General features: G+C 72.8%; 22 protein-coding genes, 1 tRNA gene and 1 pseudogene. 14 read left to right on the top strand and 10 right to left on the bottom strand.

Annotated elements, in window-relative coordinates:
- The first annotated feature begins 53 nt into the window (after positions 1-53).
- A complete protein-coding gene (locus KK483_RS12075) occupies positions 54-443 on the top strand; it encodes a hypothetical protein (protein ID WP_262005229.1) in 390 nt (129 codons plus the stop codon).
- A 46-nt stretch (positions 444-489) separates the two neighbouring features.
- Here KK483_RS12075 and KK483_RS12080 read toward each other — a convergent pair whose 3' ends face one another.
- Together KK483_RS12080 and KK483_RS12085 are read right to left on the bottom strand one after the other, a co-directional pair.
- On the bottom strand, positions 490-1290 hold the full coding sequence (locus KK483_RS12080; RefSeq protein ID WP_262005230.1) for a class I SAM-dependent methyltransferase: 801 nt from the start codon (positions 1288-1290) through the stop codon (positions 490-492).
- Positions 1291-1410: 120 nt separating this feature from the next.
- Positions 1411-2499, bottom strand: a complete 1089-nt coding sequence (locus KK483_RS12085; protein WP_262005231.1) for a LacI family DNA-binding transcriptional regulator — start codon at positions 2497-2499, stop codon at positions 1411-1413.
- A gap of 223 nt (positions 2500-2722) precedes the next feature.
- On the opposite strand from KK483_RS12085, the gene KK483_RS12090 reads away from it, so the two are divergent.
- The 4 genes from KK483_RS12090 to KK483_RS12105 are packed head-to-tail and all read left to right on the top strand — an operon-like array spanning position 2723 to position 7442.
- Entirely contained in the window at positions 2723-4036 is a 1314-nt protein-coding gene (locus KK483_RS12090; RefSeq protein WP_262005232.1) for an extracellular solute-binding protein, read from the top strand.
- A 5-nt stretch (positions 4037-4041) separates the two neighbouring features.
- Positions 4042-5052: a carbohydrate ABC transporter permease gene (locus tag KK483_RS12095; protein ID WP_262005233.1), complete on the top strand. Its 1011-nt coding sequence runs from the start codon at positions 4042-4044 to the stop codon at positions 5050-5052.
- A 21-nt stretch (positions 5053-5073) separates the two neighbouring features.
- Positions 5074-5940: a carbohydrate ABC transporter permease gene (locus KK483_RS12100; protein ID WP_262005234.1), complete on the top strand. Its 867-nt coding sequence runs from the start codon at positions 5074-5076 to the stop codon at positions 5938-5940.
- A 56-nt stretch (positions 5941-5996) separates the two neighbouring features.
- A complete protein-coding gene (locus KK483_RS12105) occupies positions 5997-7442 on the top strand; it encodes a GH1 family beta-glucosidase (protein WP_262005235.1) in 1446 nt (481 codons plus the stop codon).
- Between the two features lie 128 nt (positions 7443-7570).
- On the opposite strand, the gene KK483_RS12110 is transcribed toward KK483_RS12105, so the two are convergent.
- The 3 genes from KK483_RS12110 to KK483_RS12120 form a co-directional block, all read right to left on the bottom strand.
- Entirely contained in the window at positions 7571-9106 is a 1536-nt protein-coding gene (locus KK483_RS12110) for a cellulose binding domain-containing protein (RefSeq protein ID WP_262005236.1), read from the bottom strand.
- A 132-nt stretch (positions 9107-9238) separates the two neighbouring features.
- Positions 9239-10648 (bottom strand): HAMP domain-containing sensor histidine kinase, encoded by a 1410-nt coding sequence (locus KK483_RS12115; RefSeq protein WP_262005237.1) that lies wholly within the window; start codon positions 10646-10648, stop codon positions 9239-9241.
- The gene (locus KK483_RS12120) at positions 10645-11334 is read right to left on the bottom strand and encodes a response regulator transcription factor (RefSeq protein ID WP_262005239.1); all 690 of its coding nucleotides are present in this window, start codon (positions 11332-11334) and stop codon (positions 10645-10647) included. Before KK483_RS12120 ends, KK483_RS12115 begins: the two co-directional genes overlap by 4 nt.
- A gap of 99 nt (positions 11335-11433) precedes the next feature.
- On the opposite strand from KK483_RS12120, the gene KK483_RS12125 reads away from it, so the two are divergent.
- Positions 11434-11982 carry a hypothetical protein gene (locus KK483_RS12125; RefSeq protein ID WP_262005240.1) on the top strand — a complete coding sequence of 183 codons (549 nt, stop codon included), beginning with the start codon at positions 11434-11436 and terminating at the stop codon, positions 11980-11982.
- A 137-nt stretch (positions 11983-12119) separates the two neighbouring features.
- Here KK483_RS12125 and KK483_RS12130 read toward each other — a convergent pair.
- From KK483_RS12130 to KK483_RS12140, 3 genes and pseudogenes are all read right to left on the bottom strand, one after another.
- A pseudogene (locus KK483_RS12130) lies at positions 12120-12213 on the bottom strand (SigE family RNA polymerase sigma factor); the annotation flags it as partial.
- A gap of 284 nt (positions 12214-12497) precedes the next feature.
- On the bottom strand, positions 12498-13367 hold the full coding sequence (locus KK483_RS12135) for a spermidine synthase (RefSeq protein WP_262005241.1): 870 nt from the start codon (positions 13365-13367) through the stop codon (positions 12498-12500).
- A 155-nt stretch (positions 13368-13522) separates the two neighbouring features.
- The gene (locus KK483_RS12140; protein ID WP_262005242.1) at positions 13523-13942 is read right to left on the bottom strand and encodes a hypothetical protein; all 420 of its coding nucleotides are present in this window, start codon (positions 13940-13942) and stop codon (positions 13523-13525) included.
- A 263-nt stretch (positions 13943-14205) separates the two neighbouring features.
- Between KK483_RS12140 and KK483_RS12145 the strand changes: the two genes are divergently transcribed.
- The gene (locus KK483_RS12145; protein WP_262005243.1) at positions 14206-15594 is read left to right on the top strand and encodes a tetratricopeptide repeat protein; all 1389 of its coding nucleotides are present in this window, start codon (positions 14206-14208) and stop codon (positions 15592-15594) included.
- A 72-nt stretch (positions 15595-15666) separates the two neighbouring features.
- Here the strand turns inward: KK483_RS12145 and KK483_RS12150 are convergent, their stop codons facing one another.
- Positions 15667-16263, bottom strand: a complete 597-nt coding sequence (locus KK483_RS12150) for a histidine phosphatase family protein (RefSeq protein ID WP_262005244.1) — start codon at positions 16261-16263, stop codon at positions 15667-15669.
- Positions 16264-16384: 121 nt separating this feature from the next.
- Between KK483_RS12150 and KK483_RS12155 the strand changes: the two genes are divergently transcribed.
- The 4 genes from KK483_RS12155 (at position 16385) to KK483_RS12170 (ending at position 21584) form a co-directional block, all read left to right on the top strand.
- A complete protein-coding gene (locus KK483_RS12155) occupies positions 16385-17335 on the top strand; it encodes a phosphatase PAP2 family protein (protein WP_262005245.1) in 951 nt (316 codons plus the stop codon).
- Positions 17265-18419 carry a hypothetical protein gene (locus KK483_RS12160; RefSeq protein ID WP_262005246.1) on the top strand — a complete coding sequence of 385 codons (1155 nt, stop codon included), beginning with the start codon at positions 17265-17267 and terminating at the stop codon, positions 18417-18419. Before KK483_RS12155 ends, KK483_RS12160 begins: the two co-directional genes overlap by 71 nt.
- Positions 18420-18666: 247 nt before the next feature.
- Positions 18667-20259: a hypothetical protein gene (locus KK483_RS12165; RefSeq protein WP_262005247.1), complete on the top strand. Its 1593-nt coding sequence runs from the start codon at positions 18667-18669 to the stop codon at positions 20257-20259.
- Positions 20256-21584, top strand: a complete 1329-nt coding sequence (locus tag KK483_RS12170; RefSeq protein ID WP_262005248.1) for an AAA domain-containing protein — start codon at positions 20256-20258, stop codon at positions 21582-21584. Before KK483_RS12165 ends, KK483_RS12170 begins: the two co-directional genes overlap by 4 nt.
- A gap of 283 nt (positions 21585-21867) precedes the next feature.
- Here the strand turns inward: KK483_RS12170 and KK483_RS12175 are convergent, their stop codons facing one another.
- Positions 21868-22287: an SgcJ/EcaC family oxidoreductase gene (locus KK483_RS12175; protein ID WP_262005249.1), complete on the bottom strand. Its 420-nt coding sequence runs from the start codon at positions 22285-22287 to the stop codon at positions 21868-21870.
- 171 nt (positions 22288-22458) lie between these two features.
- Between KK483_RS12175 and KK483_RS12180 the strand changes: the two genes are divergently transcribed.
- The 3 genes from KK483_RS12180 to KK483_RS12190 all read left to right on the top strand — a co-directional run bounded on the left by KK483_RS12180 (position 22459) and on the right by KK483_RS12190 (position 23696).
- Entirely contained in the window at positions 22459-22806 is a 348-nt protein-coding gene (locus KK483_RS12180; protein WP_262005251.1) for a hypothetical protein, read from the top strand.
- 166 nt (positions 22807-22972) lie between these two features.
- Entirely contained in the window at positions 22973-23632 is a 660-nt protein-coding gene (locus KK483_RS12185) for a bifunctional DNA primase/polymerase (protein ID WP_262005253.1), read from the top strand.
- Positions 23623-23696, top strand: a tRNA-Lys gene (locus KK483_RS12190). Before KK483_RS12185 ends, KK483_RS12190 begins: the two co-directional genes overlap by 10 nt.
- Positions 23697-23707 lie beyond the last annotated feature (11 nt).

The raw sequence follows: 23707 nt of genomic DNA on the forward strand, positions 1-23707 counted from the left end.
CCCCCCCCCCCCCCCCCCCCCCCCCCCCCCCCACTCGCAGAACGGATGCAGCGGTGTCGACGACGAACGAGATCAAAGGCCGTGGTCGCGTAACGGTCTTCCCTCTGGAAGGGCTGACCGTCGCATACACGACCCAGTCCAGCGACGAGCGTGGCCTCGGCGATATCGCCGTCGTCGCAGTCACCGAACCGCACACGGACGCCCTGGCCGCCGGCGCTGCCCTGTGGGTCCTCGCGCGAAACGCGTGGGAGAGGGCGTCCAACAGCCAGGAGCAGGCAAGGTGGATCATCACTCAGGCTATGCGTGCCCGCATGATCAAGGCTCACCCCTACGAGGACCTGCCCGACGTGGAGTGGGCCGCCGAACTGACCCGCCACTTCCGCCTCGACGGCCTCTTCGCCAACCACGAGATCCTCACCACCGGCCGGCTGACCCTCGCGTGACCACCGAGACCGCCCCGGTCGGCCACCCCTCCCGGGCGGCCGGGGACTATTCCCGGTCCTCGGGCGTATGCGGGCCGCGCCGAGCCGCGAGCACCGGCTGGTAGAAGCTTCCGGCGGCCGGCGAGGTCCAGGTGATGTCGGTGAAGCCGGCCTCCGTCACGAGGTCCGTCAACTGGCCGCGGGTCAGCGCCCAGTAGGTCGTACGGCGTACCCGGACGTCCCAGGTGCCCCCCGGCGCCGGATGGAGTTGGAAGTGCTCCATGTCGTAGCGCTCGCCGTCGTCGTGCCAGTGCCACACCTGGAAGGTGATCACTCGGCCGCCGTCGCGGGTCCCCGAGACCTGGGGCGGGGTCGCCGCGGGGCGGGTCGTGCGGGCTTCGTCGTAGTCACGGAGGCTGATCATCAGCAGCCCGTCGGGCCGGAGTACGCGGTGCATGCCGGTCAGGGCCGCGCGGATGCCGTCCGTCGTGAGCAGGTGCGGGAGCGAGTTGTCCGCGCTGACGACGGCATCGAAGGCGAAGGGCCGGAAGGGCAGGGCGCGCATGTCCGCCGCGGCGACGGGGAGGCGAGTGCCGCGGGCCCGTGCCTCGGCCGTGGCGCGGGCGGCGGCTCGGGGGCTCAGGTCAGTGCCGGTGACACGGTGGCCGGTCAGGGCGAGGCCGATCGCCTGGGTTCCGATGCCGCAGGAGCAGTCCAGGATCCGGTGCGGGCCGGGGCCAAGTCGCGGGCGGATCAGGCCGTCCAGTGCCGCCGCCTGGCGGGCCATGCTCGCGTCCCAGTCAGGGAAGATCAGGTGGTAGTCGGCGGCCAGCGCGTCGTAGAAGTCCTTCACCGTTGACTCCGGCACGGGGCCCAGCCTACTGCGTGCCCGGTGAGGGCTCCGGCTTCCTGCGACGGTCTGATCGTCGCGCTCGTCGGCTCGGTCATGGCCCCGGGCTGCCCGACCGGCTGCCCGACGGCGCGGACATCATGACGAGTCGCGGACGACCAGCTCGGTGGGGAGCACCAACTGGGGGCGTTCCCGTGTGCCCTGCGCGGCGATCTGGCGGAGCAGCAGGGCGGCCATCGCGCGGCCCATCTCCTCGATCGGCTGGCGCACGCTCGTGAGGGCCGGGTCCATGTGGCGGGCGACGGCCGAGTCGTCGAAGCCGACGAGGGCGATGTCGTCCGGGATGCGGCGGCCCGACTCGCGCAGGACCTGGCGGGCGCCTGCCGCCATGACGTCGGAGGCCGCGAAGACGGCGTCGAGAGAGGGGCGGCGTTCCAGCAGGGCCCGCATGGCGCGGCGGCCGCCCTCCTCGGTGAAGTCGGCGGGGGCGATGAGCTGTTCGTCGGGGGCGAGGCCCGCGGCGGCGACGGCCTGCCGGTAGCCGTCGAGGCGGCACTGTGCGCCGTACACGTCGAGCCGTCCGGTGATCGTCGCGATGGTGCGGCGGCCGCGGGAGAGCAGGTGGGCGACGGCCGCGCGGGCGCCCTCGGTGTTGTCGGAGTCGACGGCGGCGAGCGGTTCGCCGGCCGAGCGGCGGCCGCTGATGACGGCCGGGATCCTGAGCTGTTCCAGCAGGTCGGGCAGGGGGTCGTCGGCGTGCACGGAGACCAGCAGGACGCCGTCGACACGGTCGGCCGCGAGGTACTGGGCGAGCCTGCGGCGCTCGCGGTCCGAGCCCGCGAAGGTCAGCAGCAGTTGCATGTCGGTGTCGGCGAGGGCCGCTCCGACGCCCCGCACGATGTCGGAGAAGTACGGCTCGGCGAAGAAGCGGGCCTCGGGTTCGGGGACGACGAGGGCGATGGCGTCGGTGCGGTTGGCCGCGAGCGCGCGGGCCGCGCGATTGGGCACGTAACCGAGCTCGGCGACGGCCGCCTCGACGGCGGCCCGGGTCTCGTCGCTGACCCGGGGCGAGCCGTTGATCACCCGGGAGACCGTGCCGCGGCCGACGCCGGCGCGGGCGGCGACCTCTTCAAGGGTCGGTCTGCCCCCGCTCCTGCCTCCGGACCGGACGCCGGCGACGCCGCCGATGCCGACCGCCCGGACACCGGTTTTCCGGCGATCCACCATGCCGCCTCCCCGCGTTCCACTGGGCGAGAACATTACGCGTCGGGTGCCTTGACACCCCTCCGGGGAGCCGCGACCCTTCAACACATCACGAATGGGAGCGCTCCCACCGTACCTGACTCATACAGGACCCGCACGTTCCCCGCCCGAGCCGCATGCACCAACGAACGGGACGAGCACGCCAGTTGGCCGGGGGGTCGGCACGTCAGGGCACTAGGAGGACGCAATGCGCAAGGCCGTAATCCTCGCGGTCGCCGCAGTGCTCGGCGCCGGGCTGCTGGCCGGCTGTGCCGAGGACAGCGACACACCCGCCGGCAGCAGTTCGCAGGGCGGGGGCGACGACAAGGGCAAGATCACGCTCACGGTGGGGGTCTTCGGTGCCTTCGGGCTCAAGGAGGCCGGACTCTACGACGAGTACATGAAGCTCAACAAGAACGTCGTCATCCAGCAGACCTCCATCGAGCGCAACGAGAACTACTACCCGCAGCTCCTCACCCACCTGGGCACCGGCAGCGGACTCGCCGACATCCAGGCCGTCGAGGTCAACAACATCGCCGAGATCACCGCGACACAGGCGGACAAACTCGTCGACCTGGGCAAGACCAACGGCGCCAGCAAGGACGCCTTCCTGCCCTGGAAGTGGGCGCAGGCCACGAACAAGGACGGGAAGACGGTCGGCCTCGGCACCGACATCGGCCCGCAGGGCATCTGCTACCGCAAGGACCTGTTCGCCAAGGCCGGGCTGCCCACCGACCGCGAGGCCGTCGGCAAGCTCTGGGCGGGCGACTGGAACAAGTACCTGGAGACAGGAAAGCAGTTCAAGGCGAAGGCCCCGAAGGGGAGCGCCTTCGTCGACTCCGCGGCCGGCGTCATGAACGCGATCAACGGCAGCAGCGCCGAGCGCTTCTACGACGCGAACGGCCAGATCATCTACAAGACGAACCCGACGGTGAAGCAGGCCTTCGACACCGCCGCGGCCTTCGCGACCGAGGGGCTTTCGGGCAAGCTGCAGCAGTTCACGCCCGCTTGGGACCAGGGCTTCTCCAACGGCACCTTCGCCACGGTCTCCTGTCCCGCCTGGATGCTCGGCTACATCCAGGACAAGGCGGGCGACGCCGGCAAGGACAAGTGGGACGTCGCCCAGGCCCCCAAGCCCAGCAACTGGGGCGGCTCGTTCCTGATCGTCCCCGAGGCGGGCAGGAACAAGGCCGAGGCGGCGAAGCTCGCGGCCTGGCTGACCGCACCCGAGCAGCAGGCGAAGCTCTTCGAGAAGCGCGGCAGCTTCCCGAGCGCCTCCGCCGCGTACGCGCTGCCCAGTGTGTCCGGCGCCAAGCACCCGTACTTCGCGAACGCCCCGATCGGCCAGATCTTCTCGCAGGCCGCCCAGGGCATCCCGGTGGCCCCCGTCGGTCCGAAGGACCTGGTCATCGCGCAGAACCTGGGAGACATCGGCATGCTCCAGGTCGACCAGAAGGGCAAGTCCGCCAAGGAAGGCTGGGACGCGGCCGTCAAGGCCATCGACAACGCCCTGGACCAGTGACCGGGATGGCGAGTGACGCCACAGCCGCCGCGCCCTCCCTGGGGGAGGAGGGCGCGGCCCCGGCACGTCCCCCGCGCCAGGACGTCGCCGGGGACGAGCGGCGCCGCTCGCGGCGCAGCCGCCGGTACCGGCGGGACGTGCGGTGGAGCCCGTACGCCTTCGTCGCGCCGTTCTTCGCGTTCTTCGCCGCCTTCGGGCTCTTCCCGCTGCTCTACACGGGCTGGGCCAGCCTGCACCGGGTGGAGCTGACGGCGCCGAACGACATGGAATGGGTGGGGCTGCGCAACTTCAGCAGGCTGCTGGAGGACGAGTTCTTCTGGAACGCGCTGCAGAACACCGTCACCATCGGGCTGATCTCCACCGTGCCGCAGCTGCTCATGGCGCTCGGCCTCGCGCATCTGCTCAACTACCGGCTCCGCGGCTCGATGTTCTTCCGGGTCGCCGTCCTCACTCCGTACGCGACGTCGGTGGCCGCGGCGACCCTCGTCTTCGTGCTGCTCTTCGGACGCGACTACGGGATGATCAACTGGGCGCTGGGGCTGGCCGGGATCGACACCGTCGACTGGCAGAACGGCACCTGGACCTCGCAGATCGCGGTCTCCACGATCGTCATCTGGCGCTGGACGGGATACAACGCGCTGATCTACCTCGCGGCGATGCAGTCGATACCGGACGACCTGTACGAGTCGGCGGCGCTCGACGGAGCCTCGCGCCGGCAGCAGTTCGTGCATGTGACCGTCCCGTCGCTGCGTCCGACCATCCTCTTCACCTGCGTGGTGTCGACGATCGGCGCCACGCAGCTGTTCGGCGAGCCGCTCCTTTACAACGGGGCCGCGGGCGCGACGGGGGGCGCGGAGCACCAGTTCCAGACGCTCGGGCTCTATCTGTACGAGCAGGGCTGGGTGAACCTGCATCTCGGCCGGGCCTCGGCGATCGCCTGGGCGATGTTCCTGATCCTGCTGGTGATCGGCGCCGTGAACTGGCTGCTCGTCCGCCGGCTCCGCAAGAGCGTGTAGGGGGCTGATGTGCTGACGACGATGACGACCACGGCGCCACCGCGCCGCGGGCGCAAGGGGGCCGGCCGGCAGCTGCGCGGCGGCAAGATCACCTATGCGGTCCTGGTCCTGTTCACCGTGGGCTCGCTCTTTCCCCTGGTGTGGACGGCGATCGCGGCGTCCCGCACCAGCGGACGGCTCGCGCAGACTCCCCCGCCCTTCTGGTTCGGCGGCAATCTCTTCAGGAACCTGGAGATCGCCTGGACCGACGCCAACATGGGGACGGCGCTGCTCAACACCACGGTGGTCGCGGGGTCGGTCGCGGCCGGCACGGTGTTCTTCTCCACGCTCGCCGGCTTCGCGTTCGCCAAACTCCGCTTCCGCTTCAAGAACCTCCTCCTGCTGCTCGTGATCGGCACGATGATGGTGCCTCCGCAGCTCAGCGTCGTGCCGCTGTACATGGTGATCGCCGAGCTGTCCTGGACGGACCAGTTGCAGTCCGTCATCCTGCCCACCCTGGTCAGCGCCTTCGGTGTGTTCTTCATGCGCCAGTACCTGAGCGAGGCGCTGCCGACCGAGCTGATCGAGGCGGCCCGGGTGGACGGGGCGAGCAGCTGGCGCGTGGTCTGGCACGTCGTCTTCCCCGCGGCGCGGCCCGCGATGGCGGTCCTCGGCATGCTGACCTTCGTGATGGCCTGGAACGACTTCTTCTGGCCGATCATCGCGCTGACCCAGAACGGCAGCCCCACCGTGCAGGTGGCGCTGACGGGGCTCGGCCGCGGCTACATCCCCGACCAGTCGGTGATCATGGCCGGTGCGCTGCTGGGCACCCTGCCGCTGCTGATCGCCTTCGTGGTCTTCGGCAAGCAGATCGTCGGCGGGATCATGCAGGGCGCGGTCAAGGGCTGACGTCGCCACCTCTCCTCCTTCCTCCGCATACGTACGCACACGTTGGGAGCACCTCCATGTCCGAGTCCGCGACCGGGTCCGCGTCCGCGTCCGCGTCCGTCAGCTTTCCGCCCGGCTTCCTGTGGGGCACCGCCACCGCCGCGTACCAGATCGAAGGCGCCGCGCAGGAAGGCGGCCGCACGCCGTCGATCTGGGACACCTTCAGCCACACCCCCGGCAGGGTGGAGAACGGGGACACGGGCGATGTCGCCGTCGACCATTTCCACCGCAGCGCCGACGACGTCCGGATGATGGCGGAGCTCGGCGTCAACGCCTACCGCTTCTCGGTCTCCTGGTCGCGCGTGCAGCCGACCGGACGCGGCCCTGCCGTCCAGCGCGGGCTGGACTTCTACCGGCAGCTCGTCGACGACCTGCTGGCGCACGGCATCACGCCCGCGCTCACCCTCTACCACTGGGATCTGCCGCAGGAGCTGGAGGCCGCGGGCGGCTGGCCGGAGCGGGACACCGCGAGCCGCTTCGCCGACTACGCCCGTATCCTCGCCGACGCGCTCGGCGACCGCGTCGTGCACTGGATCACCCTCAACGAGCCCTGGTGCAGCGCGTTTCTGGGGTACGGCTCGGGTGTCCACGCCCCCGGCCGCTCCGACCCGGTCGCCGCGCTGCGCGCCGCGCACCACCTCAATCTGGGCCACGGACTGGCCGCCCAGGCCCTGCGCGGTGCCCTGCCGGCCCGCGCGCAGCTCGCCGTGAGCCTCAACCCCAGCGCTGTCAGGGCGAAGACCCAGTCCCCCGCCGATCTGGACGCCCGGCGCAGGATCGACGCGCTGGCCAACAGGGTCTTCAGCGATCCGATGCTCCACGGCTCGTACCCCGGCGATCTCTTCGAGGACACCGCGCGGCTCACCGACTGGTCGTTCGTCCACGGCGACGATCTGGCCGTCATCCGCCACCCCCTGGACTGGCTCGGGATCAACTACTACACACCCGCTGTTGTATCAGCGGCCACTGACAGTGACGACGCGCCCGCCGAGCGGAACGACGGCCACAACTCCAGCGAGCACTCCCCCTGGCCCGGCGCCGACTCGGTCGCCTTCCACCGCCCGCCGGGCGACGTCACCGACATGGGCTGGCCGATCGACCCGAGCGGCCTGCACGACCTCCTGATGCGCTACAGCCGCGAGGCGCCGGGGCTCCCGCTGATGGTGACCGAGAACGGCGCGGCGTACCCCGACAAGCCGGCTGCCGACGGCAGCGTCCACGACCCCGAGCGGATCGCCTATCTGCACGCCCATCTCGCCGCCGTCCACCGGGCGATCGCCGACGGCGCCGACGTCCGCGGGTACTTCCTGTGGTCCCTGATGGACAACTTCGAGTGGGCGTACGGCTACGGCAAGCGCTTCGGCGCGGTGTACGTCGACTACGAGACCCAGGCCCGCACCCCGAAGTCCAGCGCCCGCTGGTACGGGCAGCTGGCCAGGACGGGAGTGCTTCCGTCCATGTGAAAGCGTGCCCCGGCCGGGGTGGGGGGGTGGACCGGCCGGGGCACGCGGCGGGGGGTGGCTGCTGGGGGGAAGCGGCTCACCGGAGGGGGAGGGAGTCCGACAGGGGGCGGGAGTCCGACAGGGGGCGGCTACCTGTAGGCGGCGAACGCCTTCGTGAAGGCGAGCGGCTCCTGGAGGATCGAGCTGCACGTCGCGTCGGCGCGGTTGACGGCGCCTTCCGGGCACTGCTTGTCCCGGGTCGAGGACCACATCGCCAGCCAGCCGATGCCCTTCGACTTCGCGAAGTCGACCAGCTGGGCCGCGTCGTCGACCCTGAAGACCTCGGTCGTGACGTCGTTGACGCCGATCATCGGGGTGACGGCGACGGCCTTCCACGCGGCCGCGTCGGAGAGCCCGAGCACGCCCTTGATCTGGGCCTGGGTCGCGGTGGCCGCCTGGACGGCGTACGTGCCCATGTCGCCGCTGTACGCGGGACCGTAGTCCATCGCCATGATGTTGACGGCGTCGGTCCTGACACCGTTCTTCCTGGCGTCGGCGAGCAGGTCGACGCCCGGCTGGGTCAGGCCCTCCGGCATCACGGGCAGCGTGAACGACACGTCCAGGCCGGGGTGTTCCTTCTGGAGCTGTGCGATGGCCTGCGAGCGGCGGGTGTTGGCAGCGGTGTCCGGGAGGGCCGCGCCCTCGATGTCGAAGTCGACCTTGGTGAGCTTGTAGGCGTCGACGACCTTGCCGTAGGCCGCCGCGAGTTCGCCCGCCGACGAGCAGTTGAGGGCCAGCTCGTGCCCGGCCGCGCCGCCGAAGGAGACCCGGACGTCGCCGCCCTTGGCCCGCAGGGCGGCTATCTGGGCGGCGACCTTGTCGTCGGCGAGGCCCGTGACACCGCCCCACAGCGGCGCGCAGCCGCCGCCGGAGGTGATGAAGGCGAGGGTGAAGTCCTTCACGCCGGTCTTCGCCGCGGTGTCGAGCATGTCGTACGCGGGGTAGAGGGAGGTGTCGATGTACGGCGCGAACTTCGCGCCGCCGGCCGTCGGCTGCGTGGGGGTCCCGGTCGGTGCGGCGGTCTGCGTCGGGGTCGGTGTCGGTGTCGCGGTGGGGCTCGGACGCTGGGACGGCGACTGCGTGGGGGTGGGGCTGGAGGTCGGGGCGGCCGTGGGCCGCTGCGTCGGGCGGCCGCTGGGCTGCGGTGTGGCGCCCTCGTCGACCGAGCACACGGACTTGTTGATGAAGCAGCCGGAGGGGTCGCCGGCCTTGGCGCCCGCCGAGCCGCTCGCCGGGCCGCTCGCCGTGGTGACGAAGCCGACCGTGATGGAGGCCCCGGGCGCCAGCTCCTTGTTCCAGCTCGCGGGCTTCACGGTGATGTGCCGCCCCTGCACGGTGTGGTCACCGTTCCAGAGGGAGCCGATCGCCGTGCCCGCCGGCAGGTCGAATTCGAGGGTCCAGCCCGACTGGGCCTTGCCGGTGTCATTCGTGATGACGTACTGGCCGGTGTAACCGCTGTCCCAGGAGCTGGTCCTGGTGTACGCGGCACCGACCGCGGCCGCCTGCGCCGTGCCGGTGAGTGCGAAGGCGGCGCCGCCGGTGACGGCGGCGGCCACGACCGCGCCGATCGCCTTGGTCCTGCCGCTCGCGGTGCGCCGGTGCGTACGCCTGCTGCTGCTGCCCATCGCGTGCCTGCCTCTGTGTTACTGGTTCCGGGGGGCGAGGCAGCACGCTAGCGGCAGCGGAACGGACAATTCCCACGATCCGGGCGGTGGTGGGACTTCTTAGGGTGCGCTTAAGGACCGCATCGGCGCCGATTAATGGTTCGCCCTCAGCGGTTGAGACCGTTCCTTGCGCTTGCGCCGCACCGCCCGGCTGCCACGCCGCACCGGGCGCGCGATCGTCCGGCCGCCGAGCCCGATCCAGATGCGGACCTCGGTGCCGCCGAGCACCGAGTGCCCGATGCGTACGTCGCCGCCGGTCGACTCGGCGACACGGCGCACGATGTCCAGCCCGAGCCCCGTCGAGCCGTCCCTGCCGCCGCTGTTGCCTCGCGCCATCGCCGCCTCCGGGTCGGCGATGCCGGGACCCGCGTCCGAGACGAGCACGATCACGGCGTCGTCCCCGTTGTGCACGTCCACCGAGAAGGCCGTGCCCTCAGGGGTGTGGCGGAACACATTGCCGAGCAACGCGTCGAGGGCGGCGGCCAGTTCGGGCCGGGCGACCGGGATGCGCACCGGCCGGTCCACGCCCGCGAGACGCACCTTTCGCCCCTCGTCCTCCGCCAGCGCCGACCAGAACTCCATGCGCTCGCGGACGACCTGGGACACGTCGCAGCCGGCGCCCGGGCCCGCGGCCTGGGTCTGCGGCTTGGCCTCCCGGGCCGTGCGGATGATCGTGTCGACCTCCCGCTCCAACTGCTCGACGGCGGCCCGGGTCTGGTCGGCCGCGGGGCCGTCGCCGAGCGAGGCGGCGTTCAGCCGGAGCACGGTCAGCGGGGTGCGCAGCCGGTGCGACAGGTCCGCCGCCAGCTCCCGCTCGTTGGCGAGCAGTTGAACCACCTGGTCGGCCATGGCGTTGAACGCGATCGCGGCGGACCTGAGCTCCGGGGGCCCCTCCTCCGGAACGCGCGCCCCGAGCCTGCCCTCGCCCAGATCGTGCGCGGCGCCCGCGAGCCGCTGGGCCGGCTGCACCATCCGTATGCCGAGCCGGTCGGCGACGGCGACCGAGCCGACGACGAGCCCCACGCCGACCACCGCGAGGACCAGCCAGGCGGTGTTGACGCCGTTGCTGACCTCGCCCTCGGGGACGAACACCTCGACGACCGCGATCTTGCCGGAGCTGAGAGCCGTCGGCTGGAGCAGCGCGGAACCGCCCGTGACCTCGGTGATCGAGGCGCGACCCAGGTCCCGGGTGGTGGCGAGGTCCCGTACGGCCGCCCGCCGGGCGCCGATCTCCAGCTCCTGCCCGTTGGTCTCGTCGGACGCGGGGATGTGCAGCGCCATCCGCCCGGCCGCGCCGGCCTGGGTCGAGGCGACGGCACGTTCGAGTTGCTCGCGATCGGTGGTGATGGTGAGGGTGGGGCCGATGGCGGCGGCCTGCCGCTCGGCGTTGGAGAACGCCCGGTCCCTGGCCATCTCCTGGATGACGATGCCGAGCGGTATCGCGAAGGCGATCACGACCATGGCCGTGACCGCCAGGGACACCTTGACCAGGGCCCATCTCATTGCGGCGGCTCCAGCTTCACTCCCACACCCCGAAGGGTGTGCAGATAACGGGGACGGGCTGCGGTCTCCCCCAATTTCCGCCGCAGCCAGGACAGATGTACATCAATGGTCTGGTCGTCGCCGTACGACTGCTGCCACACCTCGGCCAGCAGCTCCTTGCGTGGTACGACGACGCCGGGCCGCCCGGCGAGGAAGGCGAGCAGGTCGAACTCACGGCGGGTCAGGTCGAGCCGCTCGCCGTCGAGTTCGGCCTGCCGCCGCAGCGGGTCGACCGTCAGGCCGCCCACCTGGAGCACGGTGCTGGGCGGCGCCTCACCGGCGGCCGCCCTCGAACGCCGCAGCACGGCGGCCATCCGCGCCGACAGATGCTCCACCGAGAACGGCTTGGTGAGGTAGTCGTCGGCGCCGTCGTTGAGCAGCCGCACGATCTCCGTCTCGTCGTCCCGCGCCGTCGCGATGATCACCGGTACATCGGTGATGCCACGCAGCATCTTCAGCGCCTCGGCCCCGTCCAGATCGGGCAGTCCGAGGTCCAGAATGACCACGTCGAAACGGAAATGGGCCACCTCGCGCAGCGCCTCCAGGGCCGTCCCGACGCTCCGTACGGTGTGGGAAGCCTCGGTCAAGTGCCGGATGAGGGCGGAGCGCACGAACTGGTCGTCCTCGACCACGAGCACACTTGCCATGGGCGGCACCGTACGCCATAAGCACCGCGGCGGTGGCCGCCGGTGTCATATGCAACCCCCCTGGGACAGGGGTGACGTGCGTGGTGCAGTATGGCCTGAATGCGGAGAGGACTCGTACACGCGATCGCTTGGTCGCTCGCCACCGGCGCGGCGGTCACACTGTCGTGGTGGGGCGTGCACACGGTGATGGCAGGCACGGCGTACGACCGGCCGCGCGCCCTGCCGATCGCGACGGACGACCGGACCACTCAGGGAACGACGCCGCAGTCGTCGTCGACGCGGTACACCGAGTCCCGGTCCCCATCGGCGACTTCCAGTGCAAAGCCGGACAACAAGCCTGAACCGACGCAGACTTCGCCGAGTCACGAGCAGCCGAGCAGCAACAGCCCCTCCACGAGCCGGCGTCCGTCCTCGCCCTCCCCGTCGGGGAACGTGAAGAGCTACACGGTCGAGGGCGGACGGGTCGCCTACGACATCGGTCCCACGTCGGCGGAGCTGGTGTCGGCGACCCCGTCGGGCGGCTGGACGATGCAGATCTGGAAGCAACCCACCTACATCCGGGTGACGTTCTCCCAGAACGGCCGGGAGATCGACGTCTTCTGCACCTGGCACGACACCGCGCCGCGGGTCGAGATCGAGGAGCGCTGAGCGGTCGGCGGTGTCCGACACACAGCACCGTCCGCCCGCGGGGCGGGGCGCGCGGCCTCCGGTGCGTCCCCTCGCACCACGGGTCATCACCCTTGTGCCGGACGCGCATGGACGACTCCGGCAACGCGGCGCAGGCGCAGGCACCGTACCTGTCGGCATACCGAGCGCGGCGGCGGTCCCCTCGGTGCTCATCCGCTCCCGGTGCCGCAGCACGACCACGCTGCGCTGCTTTGCTCCTCGGCGGCGTCGCCGACGCACACTTCCCGCGCCCGACCGGCCAGCAGGGGCCGAGACGGCCTGGGCGTTGTCGTTCGGATCCTGCCGGGCTCGCGTGTCCTGGTACGCATATCTGCCGCGTCGTCGTCGGTCGCCGACTCCCTCGCAGCCCTTCGGGCACGGGAGGTGCCCACCGCGTCGACTTCTACCTCCGCCTTGCAGTTGCACGCATCACCGCTGTGCCATCAGCCGCTCCGCGGCGGGCCGATCGCTGATCCGGCCTGATCCGAAGACGGGGCCTAGTGGAACACCGACGGCGGCGGCACGGGTGAGGGCCTGGCGTTCGCGTCGGTGACCGCGGCAGCGCCGCCGGTGAAGTCGGCGAGTCTCTTTCCGTGTTCCACCCGGCCGGCGTGCGGGTCGCCCGCCACCCGGCGGGTCAACTCGGCGACGGGCAGCGGCCGGTCCGACGCGAGCAGCACGGCGTTGCCGAAGCGCCGGCCCCGCAGCACGGTCGGATCGGCGGCGAGCGCCAGCTCCGGGAAGACGGTGGCCGCGGTCGCGATCTGGGCGCGCAGGTGGGCGAGTGGCGGCCCGTCGGCGAGGTTCGCCGCGTAGTGCCCGTCGGGCCTCAGGACGCGGCGCACCTCGGCCAGGAACTCCGTACTCGTGAGATGGGCCGGGGTGCGGGCCCCGCTGAACACGTCCGCGATGACGAGGTCCGCCCAGCCGTCGGGAAGCCTGCCGAGCCCGGCGCGGGCGTCGGCCGATCTGACCCGTATCCGGGCGTTGGGGTCGAGCGGGAGCCGCGCCCGGACGAACTGCACGAGGGGCCCGTCGACCTCGACGATCTGCTGTGTCGACCGCGGCCGGGTCTCGGCGATGTACCGCGCGAGGGTGAAGGCGCCGCCGCCGAGGTGGACGGCGTTCAGCGGCCGGCCGGCCGGTGCGACGAGATCGATGACGTGGCCGAGGCGCCGCTGGTACTCGAAGGTGAGCAGCGCGGGGTCGTCGAGGTCGACATGCGACTGCGGCGCGCCGTCGATCACCAGCGTCCAGCCGCGCGGCCGGTCGCGGTCGGGTATCAGCTCGGCGAGCCCGCCATCGACGGCCTCGGCGAGGGCCTCCGGTGCGGACGCCCGGCCGCGGTGCTGCTTCTTTCTTGCCACATGGCCATTATCGGTGGCCGGGCCGGGTGCGCCGTCGGGCGCGGAGCGGTGCGGAGCGGACCGGTGCGGACCGGTGCGGACCGGTGCGGACCGGTGCGGACCGGTGCGGACCGGTGCGGTGCAGTGGGGGCGGACCGGTGCGGGCGGAGCCCGGTTCAGATGCTGTCCGCCGCCTCGATCATGCGGGCCGCCTCACCCAGCGCCTCCCGCAGCACCGCGGGATCCGTCACCGGCCCGGTGTCCCCCGGCGGCAGCAGCCAGCCGCTGCCGGCGCCCGGGGGCTCCGCGGGGAGCCGCAGACCGCGGCCCGACGTCTGCGTGCAGGCGCTGCCGGGCATGTCCCAGCCCTCCGCAGTGCCCGGCGGGACCAGGAAGCCGAGGGTGTCGCAGCTGCCGTCGTGGAGGACCGGGCCGACCTCCGGGGCGCCGCCGCGGCGCAGGATGTCGACCGCCTCGAGCCCTTGACGGGCCGGCACGGTCACCAGGTCACAGGGCTCGTTGTCCGTCCGGGCCTCCCCCGGCGCCGCGCTGCGCTCCTCGCTGGGCAGGTGCTGATGCTGCGCGCTGGTCTCCATGCCGACCTCCAACAAGGGAACTCTCCTCGCCGAGTGGGGACACGTTCCGCGCCCCCGCATGGTTCAACGCCCGCCCGCGTCAATGGCTACGCGGCCACACCCCCGCAAAGGATGGCAGTTCATGGCGGATGGTGGGTGAGATATCCGGTTTGTAGCTAAACCCTGCGTACCCGGACCGTCACAGCAGGTACCTTCTTGCCCCGCCGGAGCAAGGAAGTATCGGTATCAGGAGAGGGCGCCGGCGGTACCAGGAGGGCTCGGCCATGGCGTCGTCACCGGCAGTTCCCAACCTCACCTTCCGGCAGTTGCGCGGACAGCGCTCTCCCGGCGAGTTCGCGGCGCTCGTGCGCAGGGCCGCGCGGGAGATCGGCGAGCAGGTCGCCTGCGACGCCCGCTACATCGGGCGGGTGGAGGCCGGCGAGATCCGATGTCCCAACTACGCCTACGAGCGGGTCTTTCTGCACATGTTCCCGGGTTCGACCCTGGCGGATCTCGGGTTCTCGGCCCGCGAGACGGTACGGGGCCGGGTTGCGCGGGACCGAACGCCACCGCCCCCGGATACGTACAACAGCACCGACAGCACCTACAGCAACGAGGAGAGCGACGTGCTACGTCGCGCATTCATGACCAGCGGCACCGTCACCGTGGCGGCCGCGTCCCTGGGTCTCGGCGGATCGCTGCCGGGTGTCGACGCGCTCCGGCAGGGGCTCCGCGCCGACGTGCCCCGGCAGCGGATCGGCGATTCCGAGGTGAGCGCCGTCGAGGAGGCGGTGCGCCGGATCCGGCTGCTCGACGACCGCCACGGCGCCGAGGGGCTCTACCGGCGCGCCACCCAACCGCTGCGCACGGCGTACGCGCTGCTCGACGCCGGCGCCACGACGCGTGGTTCGACCGCCGGGCGGCTGGCCGCGGGCGCGGGCGAGCTCTCCCTCTCGGTCGGCTGGCTCGCCCATGACTCCGGCCGGCTGGAGGACGCCCGCTCGCACTACGCGGAGGCCCTGGCCACCGCGCGGGTCGCCGGGGACCCAGCCCTGGAGGCGCACGCCTTCTGCAACACCTCGTTCCTGGCCCGGGACGCGGGCCGGCACCGGGAGGCGGTGCGGGCCGCGCAGGCCGGGCAGCGGGCGGCCGGAACCCTCTCGTCGGCGCGGCTGCTGGCGCTGCTGAACCTGCGGGAGGCGGGCGGCTGGGCCGGCATCGGCGACCGGAGCGGCTGCGAGCGGGCACTCGCCCGGGCCCACACCCTCTTCGGCCGGGGCCCTGCGGACGCGGATCCGGAGTGGATGTCCTTCTTCGGCGAGGCCGAGCTCCAGGCGCTGGAGGCCCAGTGCTGGTCGGCGCTCGGCGACTGGGCCCGGGCCGCGCGCCACGCGCAGCGCGCGACGGCGCTCAAGGACCCGCACTTCGCGCGCAACCTCGCCCTCTACCGGGCGCAGTTGGCCGCCGACCTGGCCCACGCCGGCGCCCCCGCCGAGGCGGCCGCCGCGGGCGAAAAGGTCCTCGACGCCCTCGGCGACGTGCAGTCCTCGCGGATCCGCGTGATGCTCGCGGAGACGGCGCGGGTGCTGGCGCCGCGCCGCGGCACGGCGGGCGTGGCCGGCTTCCTGGACCGCCACGCGGAGACCGCACGGGCGGCTGCGCTCAGCCGCTGAGTCGTTAGCCGCTGAGTCGTTAGCCGTTGAGCCGCTGAGCCGCGACCTGGCGCCGCTCACGGGTCCGTGCGTTCACGCACCCAGGTGGCCCGTGTCGTTCCAGCGGTCGACGGACGGTGCGCCGTACGCCCAGCCCAGGACGGACAGGCTGGCCGGATCGAGTTTGATGCGGGCGGCGAAGGAGACGTCCTCGCCGATCCAGCGGGCGCCCAGCACCCGCAGGATGTGGCCGTGGGCGAAGACCAGCACGTCGCGGTCGGCCGAGCGCACCCACTCGATGATCCCGTCCGCGCGGTCGGAGAGCTGCGCCTTGGTCTCGCCCCCCGGGACCCCGTCGCGCCAGATGAACCAGTCCGGGTCGACCGCGTGGATCTCGGCCTGCGTCTTGCCCTCGTAGTCGCCGTAGTCCCACTCCATCAGCGCGTCCCACGGCTGGGCGCGGTCCGCGAATCCGGCGAGTTCGCAGGTCTCGTGGGCGCGGGCGAGCGGGCTTGTGCGGACCTCGGCGTCCGGGAGCCCGGACCAGGGAGCCTTGTGCAGCCGCTCGCCGAGCAGCTTCGCGCCGCGGCGGCCTTCGTCGAGCAGCGGGATGTCCGTCCGCCCGGTGTGCCTGCCGAGCAGGGACCATTCCGTCTGCCCGTGCCGGGCGAGAATTATGCGGGGTGCCATGTCTCCATCATTGCCCAACCGAACGATCATCGCCCAACTGAACGTCCGGTGAATCCCGGGCAACCTCCGCCCCTCGCGTCGCGTCCTGTACGCCGTACGGTTCCAGGGACGACGAGGAGCGATGGACGGCATGCCGAAGCGGCTGCGCTGGTGGACCGAGCTCCCTCTCGTCGTGGTCGTGTACGCCGCGTACTCGGCGGGCCGGCTGCTCGCGCGCGGTGACGAGGCGGACGCGATCGGCCACGGCCTGGGCGTGCTGGACCTGGAGAAACGTCTCCGCATCGACTTCGAGCAGCCGCTCAACCGGCTCTTCAGCGGCACCCCGGCGCTCGGCATACCCGCCGACTTCGTCTACGCCTCGCTGCACTACCTGGTCACCCCGGCGATCCTGGTGTGGCTGTTCCGGCGGCGGCCCGCGGGCTACCGGACGGCCCGCACCTGGCTGATGGTCTCGACCCTCCTCGGGCTGGCCGGCTTCACGCTCATGCCGACCTGCCCGCCGCGGCTGCTGGCCGCGGGGCACGGCTTCACCGACACGATGGCGCAGTTCAGCTCGTACGGCTGGTGGGGCGGGGAGGCGAGCGCGCCACGCGGTATGGGCGGGATGACCAACCAGTTCGCGGCGATGCCGAGTCTGCACGTCGGCTGGGCGCTGTGGTGCGGGGTGATGCTGTGGCGGCACGGCCGGGGCCCGGTCGCGAAGGTGCTCGCCGTCGCGTACCCGACGCTGATCGCGCTGGTCGTCATGGGAACGGCGAACCACTACTTCCTCGACGCGGTCGCGGGCGTCGCGGTCATGGGCGCGGGGCTGCTGCTCACGCGGCCGGCGCTGGGGCTCGCGGACCGGGTGGGGGCGCGGTTCGGACGGCGGGCGGAGCGCTCCGGGGAGCGGATGAGGGCGCGGTCCGGGGAGCGGATACGGGCGCGGTCCGGGCTGCGGGCAGGTGGGCGTGTGGGCATCACGGCCCCGATTGTCAGCGGCGGATGCGAGACTTCCGCGGGTGAGCACATCCCTGGACAGCGGACCCCCTCCGCAGGCGCCGGCGACAGCACTCCGGCAGCGACTCGCTGAGCTGCGCGGCCCGTCCGCCGCGCCGCATCCGCTCGACGCCCGCGCCCTGGCGGCCCTCGCGGCGAATCCCGGGTGCAAGCGGCGCGCGCTGCTGGACGGCGCAGGGGTGGACAAGGCGGCGCTCGCGCGGGCGCTGGGTGCGCCCGCTGCCTTCGGCCAGTCCCAGTTCGCGTTCATGCGGGGCAATGCCTTCGAGGCCCGCGTCAAGGCCGACGGCGGCACGGAGCTGCTGAGGCTGCTCGGCGTCGCCGACCCCCAGGCGGCCCGGGTCCCCGATCTCACGGCGGCGGGCCCGCAGGGGCGTGCGGCGCGCACGGCCCTGGCGCTGCGGGAGGCCACGGCCGCCGGCGGATGGACGCTCCTCGACCACCCGATGCTCGCGCTCCAGGTGGCGGGGTCGCCTGCGTATCTGGAGCCGGACGCCGTGGTCGTGCATCCCGACGGGCGGTGGACCGTCGTCGAGATCAAGTCCTTCCCGATGATCGACGGTTCGGCCGACGCGGCGAAGGTGGGCGCCGCCGCGCGCCAGGCCGCCGTGTACGTGCTCGCGCTGGAGCGGGTCGCGGCGCTGACCGAGGGCGCGGAGGTCGGGCACGCGGTGCTGCTGGTGTGCCCGAAGGACTTCTCGAACCTGCCGGCGGCGTCCGTGGTCGACGTGCGCAAGCAGCTCTCGGTGACGCGGCGGCAGCTGGCCAGGCTGACCCGGGTCGAGGAGATCGCGGCGGCCCTGCCGGAGGGCGTGGGCTTCGACGTGGAGTCGTGCTCGGCCGGCGAGCTGACGGCCTCGGTCGAGGCCGTGCCGTCGGCGTACGCACCCGAGTGCCTGTCCGCGTGCGAGCTGGCCTTCCACTGCCGGGACCGGGCGCGTGCGGAGGGCGCGGTGGAGTCCCTGGGGCGGGCGGTCCGGGGCGAGCTGGGCGGCCTGACGGCCGTCGGCGACGTTCTGTCGGCGGCCCGCGGCGAGTCGGGCGACCCGGCGGACCCGGCGGTCGCCGCCCTCCGCCGTGCGGCGGCGCTGCGCTTCGAGGCCATGGCCGCCTCCGGCGCCCTCGAATCGGGCGGGGTGGTCGCGTGTCCCGGCTGACGCGACACGGCTCGGTGAAAGCGATCGGCCTGCCGAGCGCGGGCGCGGCTGCCGGCGGCGGGTGGGCGGTTCGGGCCACGGGCCATGACGGGCCGCTGCCCCATGGCCTGGCGGCAGTCGTTCCGCAGGCGGAACGGACGGGCGCAGACCACCGGTCGAGCCGCACCCGGACCGCGGAGCTCAGGGCACGACAGCAGGGCCGGACGGCCGGGACCGGGGGAATGCGCCGGGCCCGAGGAGGTGTGACATGTCACTGATCCACACCCTCGCCCGGCTGGAAGCCGTCGAACGGGGGCGCGCGCAGCCGCTCGCGACCGTGCGGCACCGGCATCTGTCCGAGCGGCCGCTCGTTCTCGTGCCGCTCACCACCGCCGGCGAGGCGGGCGCGCCGCTCGGGGCGCTGGTCGGCACGGACCGGGACGCGCCGCGGCTGCTGAGCGTGGCGCAGCCGCGTGACCGGGAGCTGCGGTTCGCGTTCCTCGCCGAGCTCGCCGAATGCGTGCTGCCGCACCTGGACGCGTACGCGGACGACGTCGAGCCCGCCGAGCGCAGCGAGACCGACCCCGAGACCGGGAAGCGGGTCAAGGTCGAGGTCGAACTGTGCGCGGACGCGCCGCAGTTGATCGTGCCGAGCAGGCCGGGCGTCGACTTCGTACGGCTGCTGGGGCGGTCCATGCGGTTCCGGCGGACCGCCGAGCAGGAGCCGGATGCGCCGTATCCCGCGCCGCCGCGCGTGCCGCTGCTCGGGCGGTGGCTCACGCACTACGGGGAGCGGGCACGCGTGCCCGGCTCGTCGCTGCTCCTGGCCATGACCGATCTGCTCGGGCGCCACTGGGCGACCGGCCAGTCGCACCTGGAGGACCAGCATCTGGGCGCGCTGCTCGCCTGGATCGCCCCCGCCGAGGGCGAGACGGGAGCGGAGGCGGCGCTCCGGGCGGAGCTGGCGCGGGACGTGGGCGGGCAGCTGCTGTGCCCGCCGGCCGGTCCCGCGACGGACCCGGCGTTCGACAACAGGCTGCTGGCGCCCGCGATGGAGCGCCACGACCGGGCGCGCCAGGCGCTGGCCGCGGCGCAGGAAGGCGGCGCGGCGGACGAGCAGTTGGGCCGGCTCACGGCGGCCGAGCGGGAGATCCGGGGGCTGCTGGGGGGTGTGCTGCGGCCCACCTGGGACGCGGTGTGGCAGGGCATCGACCTGCTGCGGGAGCTCCCGCAGGGGGCTCGGGTCGCCGATCGCTGGACCCGGGACCGCTGGTCGTTCACCGGCCACCGCGACCGGGTGCGGGCGGGCGAGCCTCCGCAGCCTCGCCGCGACGACGCGGTGACGGCGGCGCAGAAGCTCGCGGCGCGCGAGACGGCCCAGGCGCAGTTGGAGGCCCAGGAGGCGCTCGACGATCCGCTGGTGCTGGCGGGGCGGAGGCTGTCCGGCGAGGCGTTCGTGGCGGAGGTGACGGACGTGACGATGGCCTGGTCGGAGTCGAAGCGCCCCTCCCCGCGCCCGCTGCTCACCATGCGGACGGACGACCGGGCGCATCTGGGCGCGGGCGTGAAGGTGTACCGCTCGCTGGAGGGCAAGCCGCAGTCGGCCGAGTTCGTCGGGTACGAGGAGGAGGACGGCGCGCTGGTCCTGCGGCTGCTGGACCGGATGGGCCGCTCCAAGGACCCGGCCGAGGGCACGGTCCCGGAGAAGGGCGAGCGGATCGCCTGGACGCTGTTCGAGCACGACCAGCGGGGCGGGCCGAAGCTGCCGGACCCGGAGGAGACGCCGTGGACCCACGGCGGTCCACCGCGCACCGACGCCGCCGAGAGCCCGGACGCCGTGACCCCGGAGGACCTGCTGTGACCTTCGACCCCTCCGCCGAGGCCGCGCGCGCCACCGCCGGCATCCTCGACGACACGCTCCACGGGGACGCCCGGGGCGTGGTCGTGGACTCGCCGCCGGGCGCCGGGAAGTCGACGCTCGTGGTGCGGGCGGCGCTCGAACTGGCCGCGGCAGGGCGGCCGTTGATGGTCATCGCGCAGACGAACGCGCAGGTGGACGATCTGGTGCTGCGGCTCGCCGAGAAGGAGCCCGAGCTTCCGGTCGGTCGGCTGCACAGCAACGACCCGGACCCGTACGACAAGGCGCTCGACGAGCTGGCGAGCGTACGGAAGTCGGCGAAGGCCGGGGATCTCGCGGGGCTCGACGTCGTCATCTCGACGGCGGCGAAGTGGGCGCATGTGCAGGGTGTCGAGCCCTGGGGGCACGCGATCGTGGACGAGGCGTACCAGATGCGTTCGGACGCGCTGCTCGCGGTGGCCGGGCTCTTCGAGCGGGCGCTGTTCGTGGGCGACCCGGGCCAGCTGGACCCGTTCTCGGTGGTCGGGGCCGAGCAGTGGGCCGGGCTGTCGTACGACCCGTCGGCGAGCGCGGTCTCGACGCTGCTGGCGCACAATCCGGAGCTGCCGCAGCACCGGCTGCCGGTGTCGTGGCGGCTGCCGGCGTCGGCGGCGCCGCTGGTCTCGGGCGCGTTCTATCCGTACACGCCGTTCCGCAGCGGCACGGGCGCGGGCGACCGGCGGCTCGCGTTCGGGGTCGCCTCGGACGGTTCGGGTCCGGACCGGGTGCTGGACGAGGCGGCCGAGTCGGGCTGGGGCCTGCTGGAGCTGCCCGCCCGCCACACGCCGCGCACGGATCCCGAGGCGGTACGGGCCGTGGCGCTGGTGGTGCGGCGGCTGCTGGACCGCGGCGGCGCGTCGGTGTCGGAGCGCACGGACGACCCGGTGCCGCTCACGGCGGACCGCATCGCCGTCGGCACGGCCCACCGCGACCAGGCGGCGGCGGTGCGCTCGGCGCTCGCGGAGCTGGGCGTGACCGGGGTGACGGTCGACACGGCCAACCGGCTCCAGGGCCGCGAGTACGACGTCACGGTCGTCCTCCACCCGCTCTCCGGCCGCCCCGACGCGACCGCCTTCCACCTGGAGACGGGCCGCCTCTGCGTCCTGGCCTCCCGCCACCGGCACGCCTGCATCGTCGTCTGCCGCGCGGGCGTGGCGGACCTGCTGGACGAACACCCGTCGACGGAGCCGGTGCAGCTGGGCGTCACGGTGAAGTTCCCCGACGGCTGGGAGGCGAACCACGCGGTCCTCGCCCACCTCGCCGAACACCGGGTGACATGGCAACCCTGACCACACACTCCCGCCACCGACAACCGCCAAGCACCACCCACCCCCCGGCCGAAGGCCGGCACGCCGCCGGAGGCGGCCAACGGATACAGCCCCGACGGCTGGGAAGCGAACCACGCGGTCCTCGCCCACCTCGCCGAACACCGGGTGACATGGCAACCCTGACCACACACTCCCGCCACCGACAACCGCCGAGCACCACGTCGCCCACCGGGTGACGTGGGCTCCGTGAGCCGGGTCTTCGGGGGCCTCGTCCGCGCGGCGCCGCCGGGCGGACGGGCGGCGCTCAGGCGCCGGCGGTGGTGTCGGCGGTGGTGTCGGCGAAGGAATGGTGTTCGTGGGCGACGACCCAGCGGTCCTGCTCCTTGCGGAGGCCGACCGTGAGGCGCAGCCGGCTCTCCGGGTGCTCGGCGAGCTCCTCGGGGGTGCCGCAGCGCAGCAGGGCGTGGGCGTAGGCGACGGTGTCGCCCGCGGTCACGTCCAGGGAGACGATCTCGAAGGACGCGCCCTGCCGCTGGTACGCGAAGAAGGGCGGCCAGGATGCGCGGTAGGCGTCGATGCCGCGTACGCCGTCGTGGGGCGGCGGCACGTCGAACATGACGATGTCGTCGGTGTGGCCGGTGAGGACGGCGTCCATGTCGCCGCGGTGCACCGCCGCGGCCCACTGCTCGATCAGGGTCCGGATCTCTTGCGTGTCGTCGGACATCGTTCGGTCCTTTCTCCTTCGGTCCTTTCTCCTTGCCCACCTGTGCAGACCCGGGTGGTCGCGGGGACTCATCGGTGGGGTACTCATCGGTGGAAGTCCCCACCGGGTCAAGGCGTACTTGCCCGGGGCGGGAGAATGGGGGTGGTCGGAGCGTGCGAGGAGGAGAAGCCGATGGCGGAGTCGGAGCGGAGCGAGCGGCGGATGCGGCCCGGGGCGTTGCTCTTCGAGCCCTCGGAGGCCGCCTCCGACCCGGAGCATTTCTTCGACCTGGAGTCGATGGACGACCCTCGTGAGCTGCTGTCCCGCGCGACGGAGCTGGCGATGGCGTTCCAGGCCGCGGCCGACCGGGCCATCGAGTACCAGGCGCTCGCGGCCGCGCAGCTCGCCGATCCCCGGCGCTTCGACCGGCTGACGGCCGCGGAGATCGCGCGGCGCGCGCAGTGGAGCGAGGACTACGCGCAGAAGATGATCGAGTTCGGCCGGGATCTGCTGCGATCCGTGGACCCGGGCTCCCCGTAGCGCTGGAGGCGCCGACGTGCCGGTGGCCGCCCCCAGGCGTCACATGCGCTTCGGAAGCGAACTCCGGCATATGCCGCGGGGCAAGATACTCCTCCCCACCCGGCCCTGTCCCCGATTTCGGCAACCCACAGCGACGGACCTCCGACTCTCGGTACATGTAGCTGCCATGAGCACTTGGCTGCGCGACGAGACACCGCCTGGCCCCGCCCGCGACGAAGCGCGGCGGCGCGACGTCTTCGCGGTGCTGCGGGACGAGGGGCGGCATCAGATCGGACAGGTGACCGCTCCGGGCGCGGGATGGCTCGCGTCGGCCACCGCGATTCCGCGCTCCGCGCTGGCGCTGTGGGAGGAGGAGCCCGCCGCGCCCGCCGTCGTCCCGTGCGGGACCGTCTTCGACGCCGTGAACGTGCCCGCCGTCTTCGGCCGCCGGATGCTCGAACAGCTGTGGTCCGACGGGCCCGGCTCCGGCCCGGTGGCGCTGCACCGGGGCCGGATGCTGCTGTTCGCCGCCCCCGGCTCGGCCCATCGGCTGCCGGCCCTGCTCCGCTGGGAGGAGTGGGGCGCCGCGGTGCCGCCGATGCTGTGCCACGGCACCGGGGACGCGATCACCATCCCGCCGCTCGCGCCGCTTCCGGCCGCACCCGGCTCGGGACCGCGCTGGCTGGTCGCCCCGGACACCCGGCAGCCCTGGCTTCCGGGGCCCGAGGTACTGCTCTGGGCATGCGTACGGGCGGCCCGCGCGGCCTCCGCCGCTTCGGTCCGTATATCGATTTTTCCTCCCGCCGACCAGGATGCTAAGGTCTACGACGTCAGCAGGCGCCGCTAGCTCAGTTGGTTAGAGCAGCTGACTCTTAATCAGCGGGTCCGGGGTTCGAGTCCCTGGCGGCGCACGTCTGTGGTC

Origin of the sequence: Streptomyces sp. FIT100 (assembly GCF_024584805.1) — a bacterium.
Taxonomy (GTDB): Bacteria; Actinomycetota; Actinomycetes; order Streptomycetales; family Streptomycetaceae; genus Streptomyces.

Bases quoted from the DNA above. Each gene is read 5' to 3' on its own strand.
- KK483_RS12085 (WP_262005231.1), bottom strand. From the start codon at position 2,499: ATGGTGGATCGCCGGAAAACCGGTGTCCGGGCGGTCGGCATCGGCGGC.
- KK483_RS12090 (WP_262005232.1), top strand. From the start codon at position 2,723: ATGCGCAAGGCCGTAATCCTCGCGGTCGCCGCAGTGCTCGGCGCCGGG.
- KK483_RS12095 (WP_262005233.1), top strand. From the start codon at position 4,042: ATGGCGAGTGACGCCACAGCCGCCGCGCCCTCCCTGGGGGAGGAGGGC.
- KK483_RS12100 (WP_262005234.1), top strand. From the start codon at position 5,074: ATGACGACCACGGCGCCACCGCGCCGCGGGCGCAAGGGGGCCGGCCGG.
- KK483_RS12105 (WP_262005235.1), top strand. From the start codon at position 5,997: ATGTCCGAGTCCGCGACCGGGTCCGCGTCCGCGTCCGCGTCCGTCAGC.
- KK483_RS12110 (WP_262005236.1), bottom strand. From the start codon at position 9,106: ATGGGCAGCAGCAGCAGGCGTACGCACCGGCGCACCGCGAGCGGCAGG.
- KK483_RS12115 (WP_262005237.1), bottom strand. From the start codon at position 10,648: ATGAGATGGGCCCTGGTCAAGGTGTCCCTGGCGGTCACGGCCATGGTC.
- KK483_RS12120 (WP_262005239.1), bottom strand. From the start codon at position 11,334: ATGGCAAGTGTGCTCGTGGTCGAGGACGACCAGTTCGTGCGCTCCGCC.
- KK483_RS12125 (WP_262005240.1), top strand. From the start codon at position 11,434: ATGCGGAGAGGACTCGTACACGCGATCGCTTGGTCGCTCGCCACCGGC.
- KK483_RS12140 (WP_262005242.1), bottom strand. From the start codon at position 13,942: ATGGAGACCAGCGCGCAGCATCAGCACCTGCCCAGCGAGGAGCGCAGC.
- KK483_RS12145 (WP_262005243.1), top strand. From the start codon at position 14,206: ATGGCGTCGTCACCGGCAGTTCCCAACCTCACCTTCCGGCAGTTGCGC.
- KK483_RS12150 (WP_262005244.1), bottom strand. From the start codon at position 16,263: ATGGCACCCCGCATAATTCTCGCCCGGCACGGGCAGACGGAATGGTCC.
- KK483_RS12155 (WP_262005245.1), top strand. From the start codon at position 16,385: ATGGACGGCATGCCGAAGCGGCTGCGCTGGTGGACCGAGCTCCCTCTC.
- KK483_RS12165 (WP_262005247.1), top strand. From the start codon at position 18,667: ATGTCACTGATCCACACCCTCGCCCGGCTGGAAGCCGTCGAACGGGGG.
- KK483_RS12175 (WP_262005249.1), bottom strand. From the start codon at position 22,287: ATGTCCGACGACACGCAAGAGATCCGGACCCTGATCGAGCAGTGGGCC.
- KK483_RS12180 (WP_262005251.1), top strand. From the start codon at position 22,459: ATGGCGGAGTCGGAGCGGAGCGAGCGGCGGATGCGGCCCGGGGCGTTG.
- KK483_RS12185 (WP_262005253.1), top strand. From the start codon at position 22,973: ATGAGCACTTGGCTGCGCGACGAGACACCGCCTGGCCCCGCCCGCGAC.